This window comes from Enterococcus montenegrensis, from assembly GCF_029983095.1.
GTDB lineage: Bacteria > Bacillota > Bacilli > Lactobacillales > Enterococcaceae > Enterococcus_C > Enterococcus_C montenegrensis.
In genome coordinates this window covers 241,971-259,824 of record NZ_CP120467.1, presented here as the reverse complement: position 1 = coordinate 259,824, position 17,854 = coordinate 241,971, and the positions used below count along the sequence as shown (strand labels likewise).

Sequence of the window (17,854 nt, the reverse complement as noted above, 5' to 3'; positions counted from 1 at the left end):
AGTAACCTCACTTGGTTGCAAAATGTTGATTTAACAGCTTTTTAGTTCACTTAGAATGGATAAAAAAGATCTATTTTGATTAGGTTCCCCGCCAAAATCCCGCCAGAGAACTCTGACGGGATTTTTAATTTAGGCTTTCTTTGGTGGAGGTTCCTGTCAAAAAAATCAAGCTAAAAAACATATTTTAGCCTTTGACACATTTTTTATTACACAAAAACATTCACATAACCACTTGAATATTAATTAGGATGTGGCTGAAAACTCTATCAAAATATTATATCCTCTAAAAAACAAATGGAGTGAAAGTCTCGATAACACCAACTCGATAATACGAACTTACCGATGAACAATGGGACCAGATGCACAGGCTCTTTCTAAGTTACCGAACAGGGTAACCTCCTAAGTTAGATAACCACACAGCCTTCAATGTACTTCTTTGAATCGCTCTGAGTGGTACAGTGCCGAAGGAGCGCTAGGGTTCTTGAAAAACGATCTATACTCACTTTTGTAATTGGCGTGACAGCGGAGTACTATTGACTATCTTTCAAGTTCTTCAGATCGAGCTAGGATTTTAAAACATTAGTATCGATTCATCTTAAATAAAAGCGCATCAACATAGTGCCGGTGCTAAAAAACGCCGTACTAAGCGGAGTAAAACAACGCATAGATATTACCACGGTGGCAAAACAACCAAAATCCATAATTTGGTGGATGGACTAGAAAACCCTCTTGTCTTTCTTTTAACTGAAGGACAAACTCATGATGCAGTTTCAGCAATCAAGCTATTGAAAAACTTTGATCTTTCGAGGATCAACATTCTAGTCGACAAAGCATACGCCACGAAGGGTATTCACCTAAAGAGAACCCTAAGGAACCTTGGGATATCGATTGGAATCTTTAAAAGGAACGTCACCTTGTAGAATGTTTTTACAACAAGATCAAACATTTTCGTCGTATCGCTACACGATATGATAAGTTGGCAAAATCACTTTTGTCTTTTGTTTATGCGGAAGCTATTTTTAAATTGACTCAACAATAAGTTTCTAGACACACCCTAAATAGCCTCAAAAGTTGAACTGTAAATTTAACTTTTGAGGCTATTTAAATTTATATAACTTTTTTTGAAACATTGTGTGTAGAACAATCTAATCAGCAGTTATTTTAAACTATATTTTTTTCGTAAAATGGTTACTGAACCAAAACCTAATAAAATAATCCCTCCAATAACACTAAAAATAGTTGACTTACTTTCTCCTGTCTTAGGAAGAGTATCACCATTATGAGATTTAGTAGCTTTTACAGTATTTTTTTCTATTAAATTATTGTTCACTTTATTACTTAATGAGGTTATTCTAGTTTGATTTTCTGCTACGTTCATTTTACTTGGTGTTTCCGGTGTTTCCGGTATTTCCGGTGTTTCCGGTGTTTCCGGTATTTCCGGTGTTTCCGGTGTTTCCGGTATTTCCGGTATTTCCGGTGTTTCCGGTGTTTCCGGTGTTTCCGGATCAATTGGAATAGGACATACTTCGTTTTGCCAAATTATTGAAGGTTCTGTTTTAGAAGATTTTATATATTTTGAATCAGCATTCAATTCATCTGACTTCCAAGTTCCTATTACTCTTGCCGATGTTACTTTTAAGTCTTTACTAAAATCCTGCGGAACATCAAATGTTTTACTAAAAATCATACCAAAAGCACTGTAACCTACTATATTTCCAAAATTAATTGTAGCAACATTACCATTAAAAGAAATGTCTAGTGGAACTAAGTAATTAGTATATATATTGTTATTATTTGTTACAGCCGGATAGTATCGATTAATAACCCAGTCCGTTACATTTGTCACTGAGACATTATCATATGGCAAAGTTACAGTTAATACAGCATTATTAATTGCATAGTCTGTTGCAAATACAACTCTCCAATTTTGAGTTTTAGTAGCGTCGTTAGGACCGTTTTGCCAATGCTGAACTTCTAAATTACCTGGTCCATACAAATCTTCATCAGTATTAGAGCTATCAGTACTAGAGTGGTTGTTAGGATTTTTGACTTTTTCAAGATATCCATTGTTAGAATAATCATCTAAGTTAGTATCCATAACACTTTTTGCATTTAAATCAACTTCATCAGTATAAGACTTCGTTATTTTATCACCTATACATTCACCATTACCTCTTGGAACATTTTTTTCGATAATCTCATCAATTTTAGGAACATATCCATTAACCTCTTTGAAGTATGTTAATTTCCCATCATTATCCGTATCTTTATTGATATTGCTATCATTAGTAGGTTCTGAATTCATCTGAACATTCTCATATTTTTTTTCAGCATACGACTTCTGACTTATTTCATTAGAAGTTGCTGCTTCTGAAGTTGCCGTTTCTGAAGTTGCCGTTTCTAAAGTTGCCGTTTCTGAAGTTGCCGTTTCTGAAGTTGCCGTTTCTGAAGTTGCCGTTTCTGAAGTTGCCGTTTCTGAAGTTGCCGTTTCTGAAGTTGCCGTTTCTGAAGTTGCCGTTTCTGAAGTTGCCGTTTCTGAAGTTGCCGTTTCTGAAGCAAAAACTTGTGAAGAAAATAAATTACCTGACATAAGTGATATTAAAAGAACCGCACTGAAACACTGAACTCTTTTAACTTTCATTTTATCCATCCTTTCAAATTTTCTTCATTATATCATAAACCTGTACATCAATTCTAGCTTCCTTCTAGTTCTAAATAAAACGCATTTAGTTAACCCTCTTTTTCTCTTGAAACATTTCTAATGATTTTTTAGTTATGAATTATATTTTGCTTGTATAGACGTAATCTATTCATTTCAACCTGTAAGAAAGCCTTTTATAAATATTAATAAAATACTCATTATTTTTCACTAATGTTTGACTTGCTTCTTTTGCCGTAATCAATTGTGATAAGTTATTGTTGAAATTATCAGGAAAGATAAGCGTACCACCAAATTTCGATAGTTAAATTTATTCAGAATTTCATACTTATTATTTCCATAATCCTAGGATAGGTGTTTCTTTCGATACTATTTTTTCTTTTAAATTTTGCATGATTTTCTTTAGGATACGGCTGAAAACTCTATCAAAATATGATATTCTCTGAAAAAAATGGAATGAAAGTTTCGATAACACCAACTCGACGATACGAACTTACCGATGAACAATGGGGCCAGATGCACGGGCTCTTTCTAAGCTACCGAACAGAGTAACCTCCTAATGCAATCTGTAACTCTTCCCTATCGTTTTTTGTAGATTAGCTAGTGTCATCTGATGCTTTGTAAAAACATCACAATTATTTTTAATCTGAAGGTGACGAATGAAAATCGTTCCTTCAGTATCAATTGCAACCAATCTGTGTTTATACTTTGTGACATCAATTCCAAAATATATCATCGATCTGCACTCCTCTTTGCTTAAAATTACACTATGTTTCACTTACTCTTTTCCTGTGTAACCTTGTGATCACTCAAGCATCATGAACGTATATCATACACTAACAAACTTATTACCCATTAGACGGCCAGAGTCTAAACAAAACAGTAATCCAGTAAATTCTGGTGGATATCATACTAGTCCACAGTGCTTAACTCAATTATAGTTAAAATAACTTCAGATTAGAATAGAACAACTGAACAATTGAGTACCTTAAATATACAAAAATTGTTATCATTTAGTCACTTCTTTAGACAAAATACTATCGCGTTAGTAACACGGGGGTACCAAACTCATTGAAAATCCCTTTGAGGGTTGCTACGAAAGGCTTCACGAGCACTCTTTAAAGATTTGTTTTTTGTCAAAATTAACTAAATAGTAAACCAAAAGACGTGTGAACGAACCGGCTTTCAGCGGAAGAGCCGAGTTCGTTTACACGTCTTTTTTGTGTTTTCTCAAAAATGAAACTTTTCCGAAATGAGTTGATTGAGATTCAAATAGTTTAAGAATCTCTTACAAGTTAAATTAATTACCTGTGGTTTCGAAAAATTCCTCTACTCGGATTGTAGTAGTAATAGAAGGGTAATCACCCACAAAGAAAATTATGAGAATTTCCACATTTTAGGGACATTGTGACAATTCAAATTGTTCTTATTAGTGAAAGGATGGAAAAAACGTGTGCTTAATTCGCGCCCCTACTCTATTTTGTTTCAACCAACTGAAATAAAAAACTAAATTAAAACCAAAGGAGAAATACACATGTCAAAAAAATTAATGATTCAAAAAGAAACTAGTATCTCACTCAATGATTCAGAAACAATCAATCTGGCTAGTCTACGTTTCGACCTCAAACAATTCAAACTCCCTCAACGTTTTGTTGTAGCCAAAAGCGATATTCAAATGCGGATGGAACGTGAACAAAACCACGTTGGCGAACGTGTGGAAACCGGGTTAATGACACTCACCTTCAAAGTCTATGATCGGGCTTTTGTCGAACTGGTTCTAAATAACGGCGGAACAGAACTGGGCTCCCCGATAACGATTGTGGTTGAGCATCAAGAAGAATTACCAATTTTAGATAACTATGAGGACGGCGAATTAATTCCCATTCGCTTTAATGGCTTAAATATCTATCCCCGAAAAATTCAGAAAAAGTCATTTGTGGGAGAAGGTCAGCCGATGATTGATACGTGGCAATTTGCAGCGTTGAAAATCAGCGCCGATTCCTATCAACTAGGAGAAGTGAATGAACCAAATACTCCGGCAAAGTAATGAATGTCTGATTGATTTTCTACGCTTTTCATTACCGGATGCTTCAATGGAAAAAGTTGCGGACCTATTGGGAATTTCCCTTTCAGACTTCACTTCGGAAAAGAAAGGGAGTCCTTTTCCCACTTATGATTCTCACTATTCCTTTGCAGATATTATCATTCACCAAAGTGACCACCACAACAATCTGTTAGTAAACTTATCTGGTCAAGGTTGTCGCCAATATGAAGAATATATGTCTAGTGTGGAAGGTTGGCATTGGCAGAAGTTCTTAGTCACCATTCTAAAAGCCAAAGGAACCGTTACTCGTGTCGACTTGGCAATGGATTTATTTGATGGCTCCTCTCCTCCTGTGGCTATGCTTCAAAAATACGTGAAGAATGGCCAACTTAGCTCTCAAATTCGCTACTTTCGAGAAGTGAACAGCGGGCAATTACAGAAAGGTGTTCTGACTGGTCATACCCTCTATATTGGCGCTCAACCTCAACTACTGCGGATTTATGATAAAAAGCAAGAAATCCGCGATAAAACGGGTGAAATCGCCCAAGTCAACGAATGGGTCCGCTGGGAATTGGAATTAACCGATCATAAGGCTCGGCAAGCCGTAGAAAAGATTGCAAAGGGAACGCCACTAAACACGGTAATCCGTGGCATTTTTGCTTCCCATTACAGCTTCAAGACCAAACCCAAAGGACCCGTCAATTATCACAACAAAGCTCGTTGGTCGAACATGAAATGGTGGGATAAATTTGTGGGGGGTATTCCCAAAATCCCCTTACGTGTAATTCGTGAAAAGCCAACCTTTTCCAAGAAGAAAGCATGGTTAGAAAATGCCACTTCGAAATCGCTCGCCATGATTTATGAAGCTTTTCTGCAAGCCTATGGCCCAGAACAAGCAGAGGTCTATTTGAGAGAACTACTAGCCACAGGAAAAGAAAAATTCACGGAAACAGATCAGACCTTTATCGAACAAAAAATATTGGAATTGGAAAATGAGGATTCTTACTAAGTGAGGTGAAATTGATGGCAGCGTTCATTGATAAAAATGAACTAATGGAACAGGGATATCCAAAACATACGGCACAAAATATCATTAGACAATCAAAAGAAATCATGGTACAACGAGGATATCCATTCTATATGAACAAGCGCGTTGGTCGCGTGCCAAAAGAAGTTGTTGAATCCATTCTAGGTTGTGAACTAGAGTCGGAGGAAAACAGCAATGGCTAAAACGAAATATGCAGGAGTTTATGTAGATAAAGAAAATCAGTTTTACTATGAAACAGAGCTAGGCACCGATCGTATAACAGGAAAAAGACTGCGCAAAAAAGGCAGAACGGACCAATCTGGAAAAAAGTTCACGTCTGCTCACGCAGCCTACAAAGAATTGATTAGAATAAAGAGAGAATATCATCAAGTCCAAAAATATGCAAACTACCATCTAACCTATGGTGAATTCATGGATAAGGTCTATATCCCGGCATACAAAACAGATGTAGAAGAAAGTACTTTTTCAGTCCGAAAAAAGACCTTAGAAAATATCCGTGACCGCTTTTCAGACAAACCTTTACGCGAAATCAATGTAGAAGATGTACAATCCTATCGAACCTGGCTACTAACCGAAAAGAATTCTGGTGGTGCGGGTTATTCTCAAAGTTATGCTAGTCTGATTTTCGGTATGTTCAGAAAAAGCTTAGATATGGCTGTGACTATGCAATATCTTGAGAGTAATATTTCAAAACGTGTGAAGGCTATCCCCAAAGGAAAATGCAATGTTGCTTATTGGACAAAAGATGAATTCGAAAAAGTGATTGCAACTATTTGCATCGATGATTTTTACGAACATTTGTGTTTTGTCATGCTGTGGGTGTATTACATGACAGGAGTACGTGTAAATGAAGGCACGGCTTTGTGGTGGGATGACATTGATTTTAGGAACAAACGTCTTAGAGTCCACCATATGCTAGTTACACGAAGTCGCACAGACTGGGATCGTAATGATTACACGAAGACAGATGATGGTAAGCGCACAATTGTCTTAGATGATGATACTCTTGCAATTCTAGCAGCTTGGAAAAAGCGTCAAAGCCAAGTAGGAATCCATGATTTTGTCTTCTCGTATGATGGACTTCCAATGATTAAATCCACTATTGGTAGAATCATTGAGCGTTATGCAAACTTTGCCGGTGTTCACAAAATCCAAGCAAAGGGATTACGGCATTCTCATGCTTCATTTCTAATCAATGAGTTCAATGTTTCAGTACTAGTACTTTCCAAACGAATGGGTCATTCAAGCCCAGAAATCACACTAAAGCATTATTCACATATGTGGTCGGGTGCAGATGAAAGTATCGCAAAGGAAATGGCCGGTAGTATCAAGATTCAAACTGCTAAAAAGACAAAGATTGCTTTTAACGGGAATCAAACCATAAAAAAATAAGAATAATCTAGTTTCCCGCCAGAATCCCCGCCAAGAAATATACAAAGTGCTATAAACACTGATTTAACAGTGTTTTAAGCTCACCTGTGACATTGGAGTGGGAATAAAGAGCCAACATCATATGGATGGGGAATGCCTATAAATCAACATTCTTCGGTTGCTAAAGTGCTTGATTTTCATTAAAAATGATATGGTTCCCTACCATTTTCCCTACCAAAAATCCCTTGTCAGATTAACGTTTGACAAGGGATTTTTCTTATGTTCACTACTTTTTAAGACCTGGTTAGCCTAAGCATTTTTTCAAATATCTTTAGGATGCTTTAATAACAACGATTTAAAGAGATTAAAATACGAAAAATCTTATTGATCTTCAATTTATCTGAAAGCAAGGGTTTCAATTACTTGCAAGCTGATTCAATACTATTGATTACATATGCGTAAAGCATTGAGCGGAAATAAAGAGCTAACATAGTATGTAAGAAAAATCATTATAAAGCGATACTATTCAATAGCTAAAATGCTTGATATTCATTGAAAATAAGATAGTTCTCTACCAAAAGCCCTTGTATATTAACTAACAAGGGCTTTTCTTTTATGGTTTATAATTTTCTATATCATAATGGAAATGATTTTCATGACACTTTTTTGAAATATTATAAAATGTTGAAATTAACTATACCTGTTAGAAATAATTTATACGCATAACTTATTTATCAAAAATAATATAAGATTCAAATACTAAGGGATTACCCTCTTTTAAATAAATATCTAGTCCTTTATCCTTTGCAATAATATATCCCTTAGAATCAGAAAGCTCGTATACACCATTACCAATAAACTTATACTTTGAGCTTAGAATTATTTTTTCTTGAAAAGTGGTTACTTCAATACTTTGATCATCTTTAGTGAACAGATAGTACCCTTTAGGATTACTACTATCCCACTTTTTGGAATCACGCTTTGGTATATAAGTATGAGAACTCAGGATTTTCGTATTTAACATTACCTTAGTGTCATTCGCCTTGACAAAGAATGTAATCGTTGTACCTATCAACAAAACATTGAGTATCAGACTTAATATCATACCTTTATTCTTCATTATTTTCATCCTTTTTTATGAGCCTCCCCAACATAAAATTTTGAGATTATTATTAGATATATATATAAATATAAACATAGTGCCAAAACTTGTCGGATTTATTAGATAAGTTAGGCTAAATTTAAACTAACAAATAGCCTTACCCGAGCAAAAAAAGGATCACCTATATCTCTAAACTTTTACACAATCATAGTCATATTAAACTCTAGTACGTTAGTAGTTATACCCGATTATCTCAATACTTTCACCCACTAAATGTAATTTCATTCTCGAAGTAAAAAGAAGTTCATGTTGTAAATATTTTTCATCATAAGCGGTGATCTCATCTTCTGCAACAGTCCCATATCCATCATCCGTAACATAATCATCCAAATTGGAAAATTTGTACTTTGAGTAATCATACTGAAAAGAAAATTTTTTGATATTTTTCCATCTAATAATATAGTCAATATTTTCATAAGGATTACGTAAACACAGATTAACTTCTATTACTAAATTTTCTAATTCTTTTACTTCCATCTTTACTAATCGATAGTCGTGAAAAGAATTATCTTTTAGGAATTGATATGAAGTACCCAAACGTTTTGATAACTGTTCTAAATTTTTATAATAACCCTCAATATCCCAGTGTTCATCATTAACAAAATATTCCATTTACCAACATTCTCCTTATCTATATGAATACTAAGAAAAACGCGCCCCAACTAGCTACTGCTGAAGCAGCAAAAATTGCAAAACCAACTACAGCAATAAATATTCCAATTGCAATTACAATATCAGTCGCTTTCTTCATATTTAATTTTTGAACGAGCTGCATTCATATTTTTTAAATCTTTTTGAGCCTTTTTGTAATCGTTTAGTCCTTTAACCTTTCCTTAAATCATGCCACTGTCCATAACCACGTGTCAACGCTTCGTTTTTTTCTGGTGTCCAATACGATTTGGAGATATCTACATCATAATTTTCTAACATTTCTTGTAATTTAATTACTTCTTTTTCTTGTTCGTTCAGATTAGTTATGCTTGCAACTAACTCCGCCTGATTAAGTAATTTTCTTGCAGTATTATTTTCCATGTTTGATGCAAGTACTTGATATGGATAAATCAATAACAAAATGAGCGTCGAAAATAAAATCATTTTTTCTTCATAGTAATTAGTTCCCCCTTCTTTTTACATAGAAGCAAATGTTTTCTCCACTTTGTTTTTCTATCACTTATGCTAGTATGAATCTTCCTTTAAATAAAAAAGATCACGCTGAATATACTGACTCCCAGAAGTTAGATTTTTGGTCTAACTTCTGGGAGTCAGGTCATTTTCTGTAAACTCTTCCTATATTTTTTTCAGTTTGAACTCAATCCATTTGTCGAAAAAATCGGACAGTAAGGAAAAAAACATTAATTTTTTAATATTAATTGCTTATTATTTAATATATATACTTCATCTGCCAATTTCTCAACAAAATGAGAATCGTGAGAAGTAAACAGGACCGTTCCGGCATATGCCTTTATTAATTCTTCCAATGCTTCAATCGTTGTCAAATCTATAAAATTAGTTGGCTCATCTAAAATCAAGACATTGGAGGGTATAGTAAAAACTGTAGCTAATGAAATCCGTGTTGATTCACCCCCACTTAGAGAAGTCAATGGTTTTCCAATATCTGTTTGAGAGAATCCTAAATTACTTAATATACTTCGAACAACTGCTTCTGAATATTCAGTACGCTCCATTAAATAGTACAAAATACTCTCTGATTCACTAAATTTATAATCCATCTGTCGATACACTGAAAAGGTGACCTTGGGAGAAAGAATAATGCCTTCTCCATTTGATACAATATGATTTAATAGGGTTGTTTTTCCAGTCCCGTTGTCCCCAACAATAGCAATTTTCTTTTCCAAGGAAAACTGAAAATCACACTTCTCCAACAAACTCTTCTCTCCCTTTTTTAAAGATACTTGCTCTCCACGTATAGGAAATTTGTTATGAATTTCAACTGATTTAACTTTTGGAAATAGAATGTGCTTTTTGCTCTCGGGTTGGATAGGCTCATCTAGCTGGGCTAAACGAGATTCCATTGACTTAAACGATTTTTGAAGCCCCTTTTGAACAGTATCTTTTTGCTTTGAAGAAGATAGACGGTCAGGTCGAACATTCTGCTTTTTTTTCTTGGCAGATACTTTTTCAGAATTGGCTGCCTGCTTCTTTTTTTGAAAAATTGCAGCTTCCAACTTCTTTTTTTCTTTAGTATAGTTATTAGCCGCCCTTTGCCGCTCTAATTTCTCGCTTTCTTTTTGCTGTTTATAGGCATCATAATTACCAATATACTCGGTAACTTGACCATCCCTAATCTCCCAAATTTTAGTTGCTAATTGATTTAGAAAATAGCGATCGTGACTAACAAAAATAAGTGTGCCATAATAATATCTTAACTCTTCAATTAAATAGTCAACCCCATTACGATCTAAATGAGTGGTTGGCTCATCTAGTAACAGACCCATTTGATAGGTAGATAGGGTCTGAGCTAAGCGATATTTGGCCTCTTCACCACCACTTAATGTGTTGATTTCATTTTTGGGAACTTTAAAGCGACTAACAAGCTCCCAATCCATTCTCTCAGAATCAATGACCTTTGTTCCTCTTGGTATTTGTGAAAAATAACTAAAAGATACTTCCCGTTGAATAGAACCGGTTTCTGGTACTATTTCGCCTTGTATTATCTTCAACAGAGTAGATTTTCCCGTCCCATTATCACCAATAATACCAATGCGATTATTTTCATAAACTGTCAATTCTTGTATATTTACTACTTCTTTTGTACCCAAATTTTTTCGGATATTCGTTAGTTTAAGTGCTAAGTTTTCCATTAATTTCCTTCTCTTTCTTCTCGGGAAAAAGAGTACACAAAAAGGATAGTCTAGGACTATCCTTTGATTTCTATATTCAGGAAAAGTACACACTAATCCCTTGAAATCGCTCTTTCCAAGACTTTTGAATTTATTTAATTAGCTATTCAAAAGTTCAATACGCAATTTCATGGATGCAGTCATAATATACAATCTCCTCTTTGTTTTATTCAGTACTGTAATACTACTGTATCCTGACTAGAAAGTAAAGAGAATTAAGACCTTTTTTCATTAATACCATTTACCTAATGATTTGATTTACTTGTATGTTAAACTATCCAATTATCGAAATAAAAGCCTGCCATATAAAAAGAAAAGTGACAGTTTTGAATTGTAAATAATTTATCCGTACAACTTATTTGATCATGTTGATTCTTCATTACAATTTCAAATATAAAAAAACTTATCCGATTTTTTCATATAAGTTTTTTAGTTATTTAATTCCCTAGTGATCATTAAGTTTTCTTTATTGCCAAGCGGCAGCATTTTTTTTGACAAACGTTGCAAAGCTGCGAGGATTTTTACCCATGATGACATTAAATGTATCCGTGACTTTCTTAGCTGTTCCTAAGCGTGTCATCATATAAAGCATCCCCATCACTGTCGCATATTCTTTGTCTAGTCCGCGAATGGTAATCCAATATTTTTTAGCCAAACGTGGCGCAGGATTAGCGTAAGAAATTTTGCGCTGTAAAACTTCACTTAATGTGTCTGCAACTTGATCGTAGTCGATCGCTTCACTACCTGTGATGGCATACGCTGTATTTTGATGCTTCGCTGGGTTAGTCAAAACTTTTGCTATCAATTCACCAATATCTTCAGCATCAATAAAACTAGTTAATGCTTTTTTAACTGGTACAACAATTTTATTGAAATGTTTAATTTCAAAAGCGTGTACACCACTTAGATTTTGCATGAAAAAACTAGGGCGAATATGGCAATACGGGACGCCAGATTTTTCAATATATTTTTCAATTTTATAATGAGGAGGCACAGGATTATGTTCAATCCCGATCAATGATAAAAAGCTAATTAATTTGATTTTGCCGCTGTTTTTTAATGCATCAATAAAAGGATACAAGTCAGCGGGATTGCCTAAATGAGGCGGACGCATGATAAAGACTGCTTGTACATCTTGCAACGCTTTTGCATAGGTCTTTTCATCCATAAAATCAAAGGGGACAACACAGACATTTTCATTATTGCCAAACATTTTTGTTAACGTGTCCGGATGTGTCCCGGCAGCTGTCACTTGCTGGCCATTTTTTAGTGCATATTCTACGACGTACTTGCCGACATTTCCCGAAGCTCCGGTTACTAAAATTCTACTCATGATTCTTTTTTTCCTCCACTAAAATTTCGTTAGCACATTCTAACAAGTCAATAAATTCTGCAAACTTTTCTTTTCCCATTTTTTCTTGCAACAATGTCATTGTTTTAAAGTATTCTGTATATGCGCTCTCCACTAATTCAACAGCTTTTTTCGTTGGAATTAAGCTAAAACTGCGCTTATCTATCATCGACTGTTCTTTTGCAATATATTCTTGTTTTAATAAAGAAGTCGTCATATTAGTGGCCATCGCTTTTGTCACATTAAAAAACTTTGCCACTGCATTGGGTGTCTTCTCTCCTTCTGTTTTAACTAAATAGATCAACATTCCCATCTCACTAGAACGAATTGGTAAATTTTTTTTCACGTTAACATTCATGCGACAAAAAAGCGCTATTTCTTCTGAAGCGTGTATAAAATTATCCATCACTATTTCTCCTCACTAATTTAGTACATCTAATTTACTAGATGTGATTATAATACACTTGATGTACTATTTCAACATTAATCTCAATATAAAAAAAGACTAAGCCCATTAGCCTAGTCTTAAAAGTTCTGTATTTTAAATTATCGTACTATTAAAATATTGTTCATTGTACCCAGCCAATTTTATCGAATGGATAAAAACGTAATTTCATAACTCCTTCGATTGCGTTTTTTTGTACAAATCCAATAATACGGCTATCTTCAGAGTTTTTGCGATTATCCCCCAATACAAAATAAGCATTTTTAGGAATCTGTGTCTGATTCCGTAAATTGTCAGCAAGTTTTTTATCTAATTCAAAAATCTGCGTACTATCCGGCAAGTTAACTGAATATCGAAGAGCATCGTACTCTGTATCAATATTTTTTTGGTTAAATAAATACAAAGTTGAGCCCTGAATAACAAATTTATCACCTGGAACACCAATCACACGCTTAATATAAGTCTTGCCTTGTGAGTCATTGCCGTCTGGTGTAAACGTCACAATGTCATAGCGTTGGACTTCTTGTGTTTTTTTTATTAAAATTCGGTCTCCATTATGAAGCGTTGGAATCATAGACTCACCAACAATTTGATGCGCTTTAACATTTATTAAGAAAAGAACACACACTACTATTGTCATTAACAGTAAGAATAGATCCCAGTATTTTCGTATTTGTTCTTTTCGCCGACGCTGCAAAATTAGCTCTATTTGCTCTGAGGTCAATTTTTTTCGCATCTTTTTTTTTGAAGCCACTTGCGACACAATTCGAGGGTTTTCTTGTTTTTTTTCTGTCATAACTTTCAACTCCTACAATTGCGTCATACGGGAAACTGGTAAAAATATTGCTACGCCAACACCAAGAATATTTTCCTTTGGTACTAATCCGTAATCCCGACTATCAACACCAAAACTACGATTATCCGCCAAAACTAAATAATAATCAGCGGGAATTCGTTGATTCTTTACACCTCTAATATCACTGGTAGTAAAATCTGGTGTCAGCTGATACGCTTTATCTTTTGCTGCAACTAAATCATCACTTAAAAAGCGTTCGGGTATTTCCCGCGTACCTACGTATAAAATATCTTCATGATAGCGAAGTTCTTCTCCTGGTAAACCAATAACACGTCGAATCGATTGTTGTTTTCTTCCTGGAATTTGAAAAGCAACGATATCAAACCGCTCAATCTCCTTATACTTTCCTAAGATCAACCTGTCTCCCGCTTGCAAATTTGGCAACATGCTGAAGTCATTCACTGTCTGTATTTGAAAAAAAATAAAGAATACTCCCATAACCACTGTAACAAAAATTCCAAAGGTAACAAATAAATCTTGAAGGTAGCGCCTGCGCCTTTTTTTCCGGATGCTTTGTGCAAGTAGTTGTAATTGTTGTTGATTTAATCTTTTTTTCATCAGTTCCCTCCTATTCTTGTTGGAGGGCTGATTTATCTACTTTAAAGTGATTAAAAACTTGTTCTTGAGCAGCTTGCGTTCGCTTAATGTCGTTTAAATAGCCGGAATTAACTTCCTTATTTTTTAGCTGTTTGATGGAAAGTCCGGCTAAATTGATACCCAACTGCTTCATTCGTGTATACAACTGTTTCAATACCAATTTTTCATCTTTTCCTAAACGAGGTTCCGGAACATTCGAACCATAACTAACTAAACGAGAAGATAAATCGTAGATTGTGCTTTGCGCTTTTTTTTCGTTACTGGTGGTTGATAGTTCTTTTAACTGTTTTTCCAATTCTTGAACAATGAAGTAGCCTTGAACAACATTTTCAGAATCAGTTGCCGTTAAACTTGTGGATTGGTAATAGCGGATATAATAGCTTCCACCTGCGAATACTATTGAAAAAATCACAGCAAAAATCACATTATTTCGATTTTTACTTACCTTATCCATCAAATCAACGCAATAGCGCAACCAAGCCCGACGTTGTTTTTTGCTGGGCTTCATTGCGCTGACTTTATTTAATTTCTGCTGGTTGGTTACCCAAGCAGCAATCGAAATAAACATAAAGATAATTGCAAAAATTGCAAGGGAGAGGAGGATTATAAAAAGCCAGTCTAGTAGTTCCATCACTCCTCGCTCCTATCTTTTTTTATTTTTTGCAGCTAGCTTTCGCTCGATTAATTTCTTCTTTTCACGTTCTTTGTTAATTTTGCGAACAATGAAATAGATGATAAGTAGTAATACTAGTAAACCACCGACAATCATTGCTATCAGTCGCCAATTAAGGCCTGGATCTTGAACCAAAGTCAAATCCCGTGCATTATATTTATCTGCTTCTTCATCAGTAATGGTAAATTTTTGTTCCCACTCCCAGCGTCCGCCTTTTTCTGTCGTTACTAATATTTTAGCACGATAATCTCCAGGTATCATCTCCGAGCCTTCCAAGCTAACAGGAAAATCAATCATCGTATTTGGCGCCATCCGCATTTGTGATTTTTTAGCGTCATATACGACTTCATTTGAATCTCCCTTCATGATTTGAACATCTGTTGTCATATCATCTACAAAAATCGGCTGGATATTTGAATAATTTATACTAATTACATTACGATGATTTTTTGACGTCGCATAAACGCGATTTAATTTCATTTCTTCTTTATTTGTATTTGGATTTTTTTCACTCAATAGCATCCCAGTTAGATAGGCAAACTTGTTAACAACCATCCCTTGTTGACTTTGTGATTTTGTACCTTCTGCATCTTTTTCCTGTAGTAAAATACCTCCAGCAATGTAACCATCAAATTCAGATTTTGGCATAGTAATGTCAATATTTAAATCTTGTGAAGAATTTGCAGCTAACTTAACTTCTTTGGGTACTTTTACGACGGATTCAAAAGGATACTTCAACGACTTGTCATTTTCAATAGCATTGTTGCTGTACTCGATTACACCACTACTATTAGTCTTTCCTCCATAGGCACCCACTAAAATAGTAATTTCTTTATCTCCAGTATTATGCAGTTTTATTTTGACAGTCTGTTTTTGTTCCGGCTCCATTTTCAGATCAAAGTAGCCGACACCTTTATCAATTTGATTTTCCGGTCGAACAACCTCATATGAAAAACCACCTTGAGCCTCAGCACTATCAGCAGCATAGCTAACTATTGTATTTCCAAGAAATAATCCCATTATGTAGACTAAGATTATTCCCACCCAGGCCTTTTTATTCATGGTACACACCCCTTTAGTCATTAATCAGACGACTGCTTTCATACTGACCACACAAAGCAGTCGCCTGATAGATCAAACTATGTTTCTTAATTATCGTGCGTCAGCAATTGTCCACGTAACTTCACCAGTATAGACTCCTGTTAGCATATTAACCGCTGCTGGTACAACTAATGTGACGCCATCATACGTAGTGTAGTCATCCTTTTTATCAAAAATAATATCGAAGACACCCCGGCCTTTACCAGTTTCAGTATTTGAAATCACTGGAGTTTGCTTGTCCTCTTCAACTACCGCTTCAGGCGCTACAACTGCACTAACTGGTGCATTCACATCAGCCGTACCATTTCCTGCCTCTAAAGTAATATTTTTATACTTTAATGTTGCTGATTCAAGTGTGCTGGTATCATTTGTGTGCGTAAATTGTTTTGTCAACTGTGCACTAACTGTATGATGATTTTCAGGACCATCGGCACGAACATCCATATATCGAACAAAGTGCGCTGTATTAAATTTTTCACTTCCATCTGCAGGAGTCGCTTCAAATGGTAATGCTCCATAAGTTTGTTCAGCATTTCCCACTGGTACTTCATTGATATCAAAATCCATTTCTGTTACAGAAACGATTTTCAATGGGTTGGGATCTGGATTAGGTGTTGGTTCCGTAATTTCTGGACCATCTTCCCCCCCTGGTGTTGGATCTGGATTTTCCGGTTTCTCTTGTTTAAATTCAATATGTCCTTTCCCGACTACATCTGTTGCTGCATGTGCTGCTGGAGCTACCACGCCTAATGCCATTGTTCCCAATAATGCTGCTGTAGTTAATTTTGTAATGTTTTTCATCTTCTTTTCCTCCAATTTTTTATGGTAACTCAGATAAAATCCAAGTCAGTTCCGTTTTGTAAGGCTTACCTATAACTTTTTCGGTTCGTCCAGGTACCGATAATTGAACAGCGGAGTTAAAAAATAACGGTTTATTATATCTAGTATCAATAGTCACCTGGTTGTTGCTATCTCTTCTTGGCTCCAAAGTATTCGCCACACCAGCTGAGTTATGCTGGGAAGCGCCAAACGAGATAAACCAAGTTCCATCCCCCGTACCTTTTTTAGCGTTCGCTATTTCTTGTGTCTCACCAATTTTCATTTCAATAATGTCTTTTTTTACAATTGGCGTTCGACTTTCATCAGAGCCATTTGCCCAAGAGTAATCAAAAGAAAGCATCGCACCATCCAATTCAACTTTTTCATCTGTTGCAAATTGCTTTTCTTGTCTCACGCTTACAGTCCAACCAGAATTTGTTCCCCTTCTGTCAGTCACTTGAATGAATTGCGCCCGAGGTGTCGTCTCATCTTCAAACATCATGGCATTTGCGGCATACATTTGATCTTTTCCATCACTTTTTTGCGTTGCAAAATTTAAACTTGGAACATAATCTAAACGCAAGGGATTGGAATTAGGTGGAATAGGATTTTCCGGTTTTATCGGTATGGTTGGATTTTCTGGATCTGCTATCCTGTTATTGCGACATCACCGCTCACTTCTCCTTTAACGACATGAATTGGAACATCAATTGGCTCACTTGTATTCTCCGCTTCATCTGTTAAAGTAATCTGTATCGTTTTCTCGCCAACTGTTGCAACTAAATCTGCAATACCATCAGGATCAACTAAGGCAGCCGTAATATCTTCGTTAGCCGAAACATTATCGCTGTACTCTGATAAGAAGGT

General features: G+C 35.4%; 18 protein-coding genes. 5 read left to right on the top strand and 13 right to left on the bottom strand.

Features of this window, described 5'->3' with window-relative positions; translation table 11 throughout:
- Positions 1–599: 599 nt before the first annotated feature.
- The gene (locus tag P3T75_RS01175; protein WP_328517241.1) at positions 600–920 is read left to right on the top strand and encodes a transposase; all 321 of its coding nucleotides are present in this window, start codon (positions 600–602) and stop codon (positions 918–920) included.
- Between the two features lie 236 nt (positions 921–1,156).
- On the opposite strand, the gene P3T75_RS13580 is transcribed toward P3T75_RS01175, so the two are convergent.
- Positions 1,157–2,641: an LPXTG cell wall anchor domain-containing protein gene (locus P3T75_RS13580; RefSeq protein WP_282462009.1), complete on the bottom strand. Its 1,485-nt coding sequence runs from the start codon at positions 2,639–2,641 to the stop codon at positions 1,157–1,159.
- 1,552 nt (positions 2,642–4,193) lie between these two features.
- On the opposite strand from P3T75_RS13580, the gene P3T75_RS01165 reads away from it, so the two are divergent.
- From P3T75_RS01165 to P3T75_RS01150, 4 genes are read left to right on the top strand one after another with little or no spacing between them, the layout of a single operon-like run.
- Positions 4,194–4,706 (top strand): hypothetical protein, encoded by a 513-nt coding sequence (locus P3T75_RS01165; RefSeq protein WP_010745211.1) that lies wholly within the window; start codon positions 4,194–4,196, stop codon positions 4,704–4,706.
- Positions 4,681–5,712, top strand: coding sequence for a replication initiation factor domain-containing protein (locus tag P3T75_RS01160; protein WP_010745210.1), 1,032 nt, complete (start codon positions 4,681–4,683; stop codon positions 5,710–5,712). Before P3T75_RS01165 ends, P3T75_RS01160 begins: the two co-directional genes overlap by 26 nt.
- Positions 5,713–5,726: 14 nt before the next feature.
- Positions 5,727–5,933, top strand: coding sequence for a DUF3173 domain-containing protein (locus P3T75_RS01155; RefSeq protein WP_010745209.1), 207 nt, complete (start codon positions 5,727–5,729; stop codon positions 5,931–5,933).
- The gene (locus P3T75_RS01150; protein ID WP_010745208.1) at positions 5,926–7,143 is read left to right on the top strand and encodes a tyrosine-type recombinase/integrase; all 1,218 of its coding nucleotides are present in this window, start codon (positions 5,926–5,928) and stop codon (positions 7,141–7,143) included. The genes P3T75_RS01155 and P3T75_RS01150 overlap by 8 nt, the downstream gene beginning before the upstream one ends.
- 706 nt (positions 7,144–7,849) lie before the next feature.
- Here the strand turns inward: P3T75_RS01150 and P3T75_RS01145 are convergent.
- The 12 genes from P3T75_RS01145 to P3T75_RS01090 all read right to left on the bottom strand — a co-directional run bounded on the left by P3T75_RS01145 (position 7,850) and on the right by P3T75_RS01090 (position 17,591).
- Positions 7,850–8,242 carry a hypothetical protein gene (locus P3T75_RS01145; RefSeq protein ID WP_282462008.1) on the bottom strand — a complete coding sequence of 131 codons (393 nt, stop codon included), beginning with the start codon at positions 8,240–8,242 and terminating at the stop codon, positions 7,850–7,852.
- A 213-nt stretch (positions 8,243–8,455) separates the two neighbouring features.
- Positions 8,456–8,896, bottom strand: a complete 441-nt coding sequence (locus tag P3T75_RS01140; RefSeq protein WP_282462007.1) for a hypothetical protein — start codon at positions 8,894–8,896, stop codon at positions 8,456–8,458.
- 210 nt (positions 8,897–9,106) lie between these two features.
- Complete coding sequence (locus P3T75_RS01135; RefSeq protein ID WP_282462006.1) at positions 9,107–9,349, bottom strand: hypothetical protein; 243 nt, start codon at positions 9,347–9,349, stop codon at positions 9,107–9,109.
- Positions 9,350–9,636: 287 nt separating this feature from the next.
- Positions 9,637–11,106: a ribosomal protection-like ABC-F family protein gene (gene abc-f / locus P3T75_RS01130; RefSeq protein ID WP_282462005.1), complete on the bottom strand. Its 1,470-nt coding sequence runs from the start codon at positions 11,104–11,106 to the stop codon at positions 9,637–9,639.
- A 505-nt stretch (positions 11,107–11,611) separates the two neighbouring features.
- Positions 11,612–12,478 (bottom strand): NmrA family NAD(P)-binding protein, encoded by an 867-nt coding sequence (locus P3T75_RS01125; RefSeq protein ID WP_282462004.1) that lies wholly within the window; start codon positions 12,476–12,478, stop codon positions 11,612–11,614.
- The gene (locus tag P3T75_RS01120; RefSeq protein WP_282462003.1) at positions 12,471–12,902 is read right to left on the bottom strand and encodes a MarR family transcriptional regulator; all 432 of its coding nucleotides are present in this window, start codon (positions 12,900–12,902) and stop codon (positions 12,471–12,473) included. Before P3T75_RS01120 ends, P3T75_RS01125 begins: the two co-directional genes overlap by 8 nt.
- 163 nt (positions 12,903–13,065) lie before the next feature.
- Entirely contained in the window at positions 13,066–13,737 is a 672-nt protein-coding gene (gene lepB / locus P3T75_RS01115; RefSeq protein ID WP_282462002.1) for a signal peptidase I, read from the bottom strand.
- 12 nt (positions 13,738–13,749) lie between these two features.
- On the bottom strand, positions 13,750–14,355 hold the full coding sequence (lepB, locus tag P3T75_RS01110; RefSeq protein ID WP_282462001.1) for a signal peptidase I: 606 nt from the start codon (positions 14,353–14,355) through the stop codon (positions 13,750–13,752).
- A 10-nt stretch (positions 14,356–14,365) separates the two neighbouring features.
- Entirely contained in the window at positions 14,366–15,025 is a 660-nt protein-coding gene (locus tag P3T75_RS01105; protein WP_206903321.1) for a hypothetical protein, read from the bottom strand.
- Positions 15,026–15,037: 12 nt separating this feature from the next.
- Entirely contained in the window at positions 15,038–16,129 is a 1,092-nt protein-coding gene (locus P3T75_RS01100) for a DUF916 and DUF3324 domain-containing protein (protein ID WP_230711093.1), read from the bottom strand.
- Between the two features lie 90 nt (positions 16,130–16,219).
- Positions 16,220–16,969 (bottom strand): WxL domain-containing protein, encoded by a 750-nt coding sequence (locus P3T75_RS01095; RefSeq protein WP_282462000.1) that lies wholly within the window; start codon positions 16,967–16,969, stop codon positions 16,220–16,222.
- Positions 16,970–16,988: 19 nt separating this feature from the next.
- Positions 16,989–17,591: a WxL domain-containing protein gene (locus tag P3T75_RS01090; protein ID WP_282462549.1), complete on the bottom strand. Its 603-nt coding sequence runs from the start codon at positions 17,589–17,591 to the stop codon at positions 16,989–16,991.
- Between the last annotated feature and the right edge of the window lie 263 nt (positions 17,592–17,854).

Excerpts from the sequence above, each read along its gene's own strand:
- P3T75_RS13580 (WP_282462009.1), bottom strand. The coding sequence starts at position 2,641 with ATGAAAGTTAAAAGAGTTCAGTGTTTCAGTGCGGTTCTTTTAATATCA.
- P3T75_RS01165 (WP_010745211.1), top strand. The coding sequence starts at position 4,194 with ATGTCAAAAAAATTAATGATTCAAAAAGAAACTAGTATCTCACTCAAT.
- P3T75_RS01160 (WP_010745210.1), top strand. The coding sequence starts at position 4,681 with ATGAACCAAATACTCCGGCAAAGTAATGAATGTCTGATTGATTTTCTA.
- P3T75_RS01155 (WP_010745209.1), top strand. The coding sequence starts at position 5,727 with ATGGCAGCGTTCATTGATAAAAATGAACTAATGGAACAGGGATATCCA.
- P3T75_RS01150 (WP_010745208.1), top strand. The coding sequence starts at position 5,926 with ATGGCTAAAACGAAATATGCAGGAGTTTATGTAGATAAAGAAAATCAG.
- P3T75_RS01145 (WP_282462008.1), bottom strand. The coding sequence starts at position 8,242 with ATGAAGAATAAAGGTATGATATTAAGTCTGATACTCAATGTTTTGTTG.
- P3T75_RS01140 (WP_282462007.1), bottom strand. The coding sequence starts at position 8,896 with ATGGAATATTTTGTTAATGATGAACACTGGGATATTGAGGGTTATTAT.
- abc-f (WP_282462005.1), bottom strand. The coding sequence starts at position 11,106 with ATGGAAAACTTAGCACTTAAACTAACGAATATCCGAAAAAATTTGGGT.
- P3T75_RS01125 (WP_282462004.1), bottom strand. The coding sequence starts at position 12,478 with ATGAGTAGAATTTTAGTAACCGGAGCTTCGGGAAATGTCGGCAAGTAC.
- P3T75_RS01120 (WP_282462003.1), bottom strand. The coding sequence starts at position 12,902 with ATGGATAATTTTATACACGCTTCAGAAGAAATAGCGCTTTTTTGTCGC.
- lepB (WP_282462002.1), bottom strand. The coding sequence starts at position 13,737 with ATGACAGAAAAAAAACAAGAAAACCCTCGAATTGTGTCGCAAGTGGCT.
- lepB (WP_282462001.1), bottom strand. The coding sequence starts at position 14,355 with ATGAAAAAAAGATTAAATCAACAACAATTACAACTACTTGCACAAAGC.
- P3T75_RS01105 (WP_206903321.1), bottom strand. The coding sequence starts at position 15,025 with ATGGAACTACTAGACTGGCTTTTTATAATCCTCCTCTCCCTTGCAATT.
- P3T75_RS01100 (WP_230711093.1), bottom strand. The coding sequence starts at position 16,129 with ATGAATAAAAAGGCCTGGGTGGGAATAATCTTAGTCTACATAATGGGA.
- P3T75_RS01095 (WP_282462000.1), bottom strand. The coding sequence starts at position 16,969 with ATGAAAAACATTACAAAATTAACTACAGCAGCATTATTGGGAACAATG.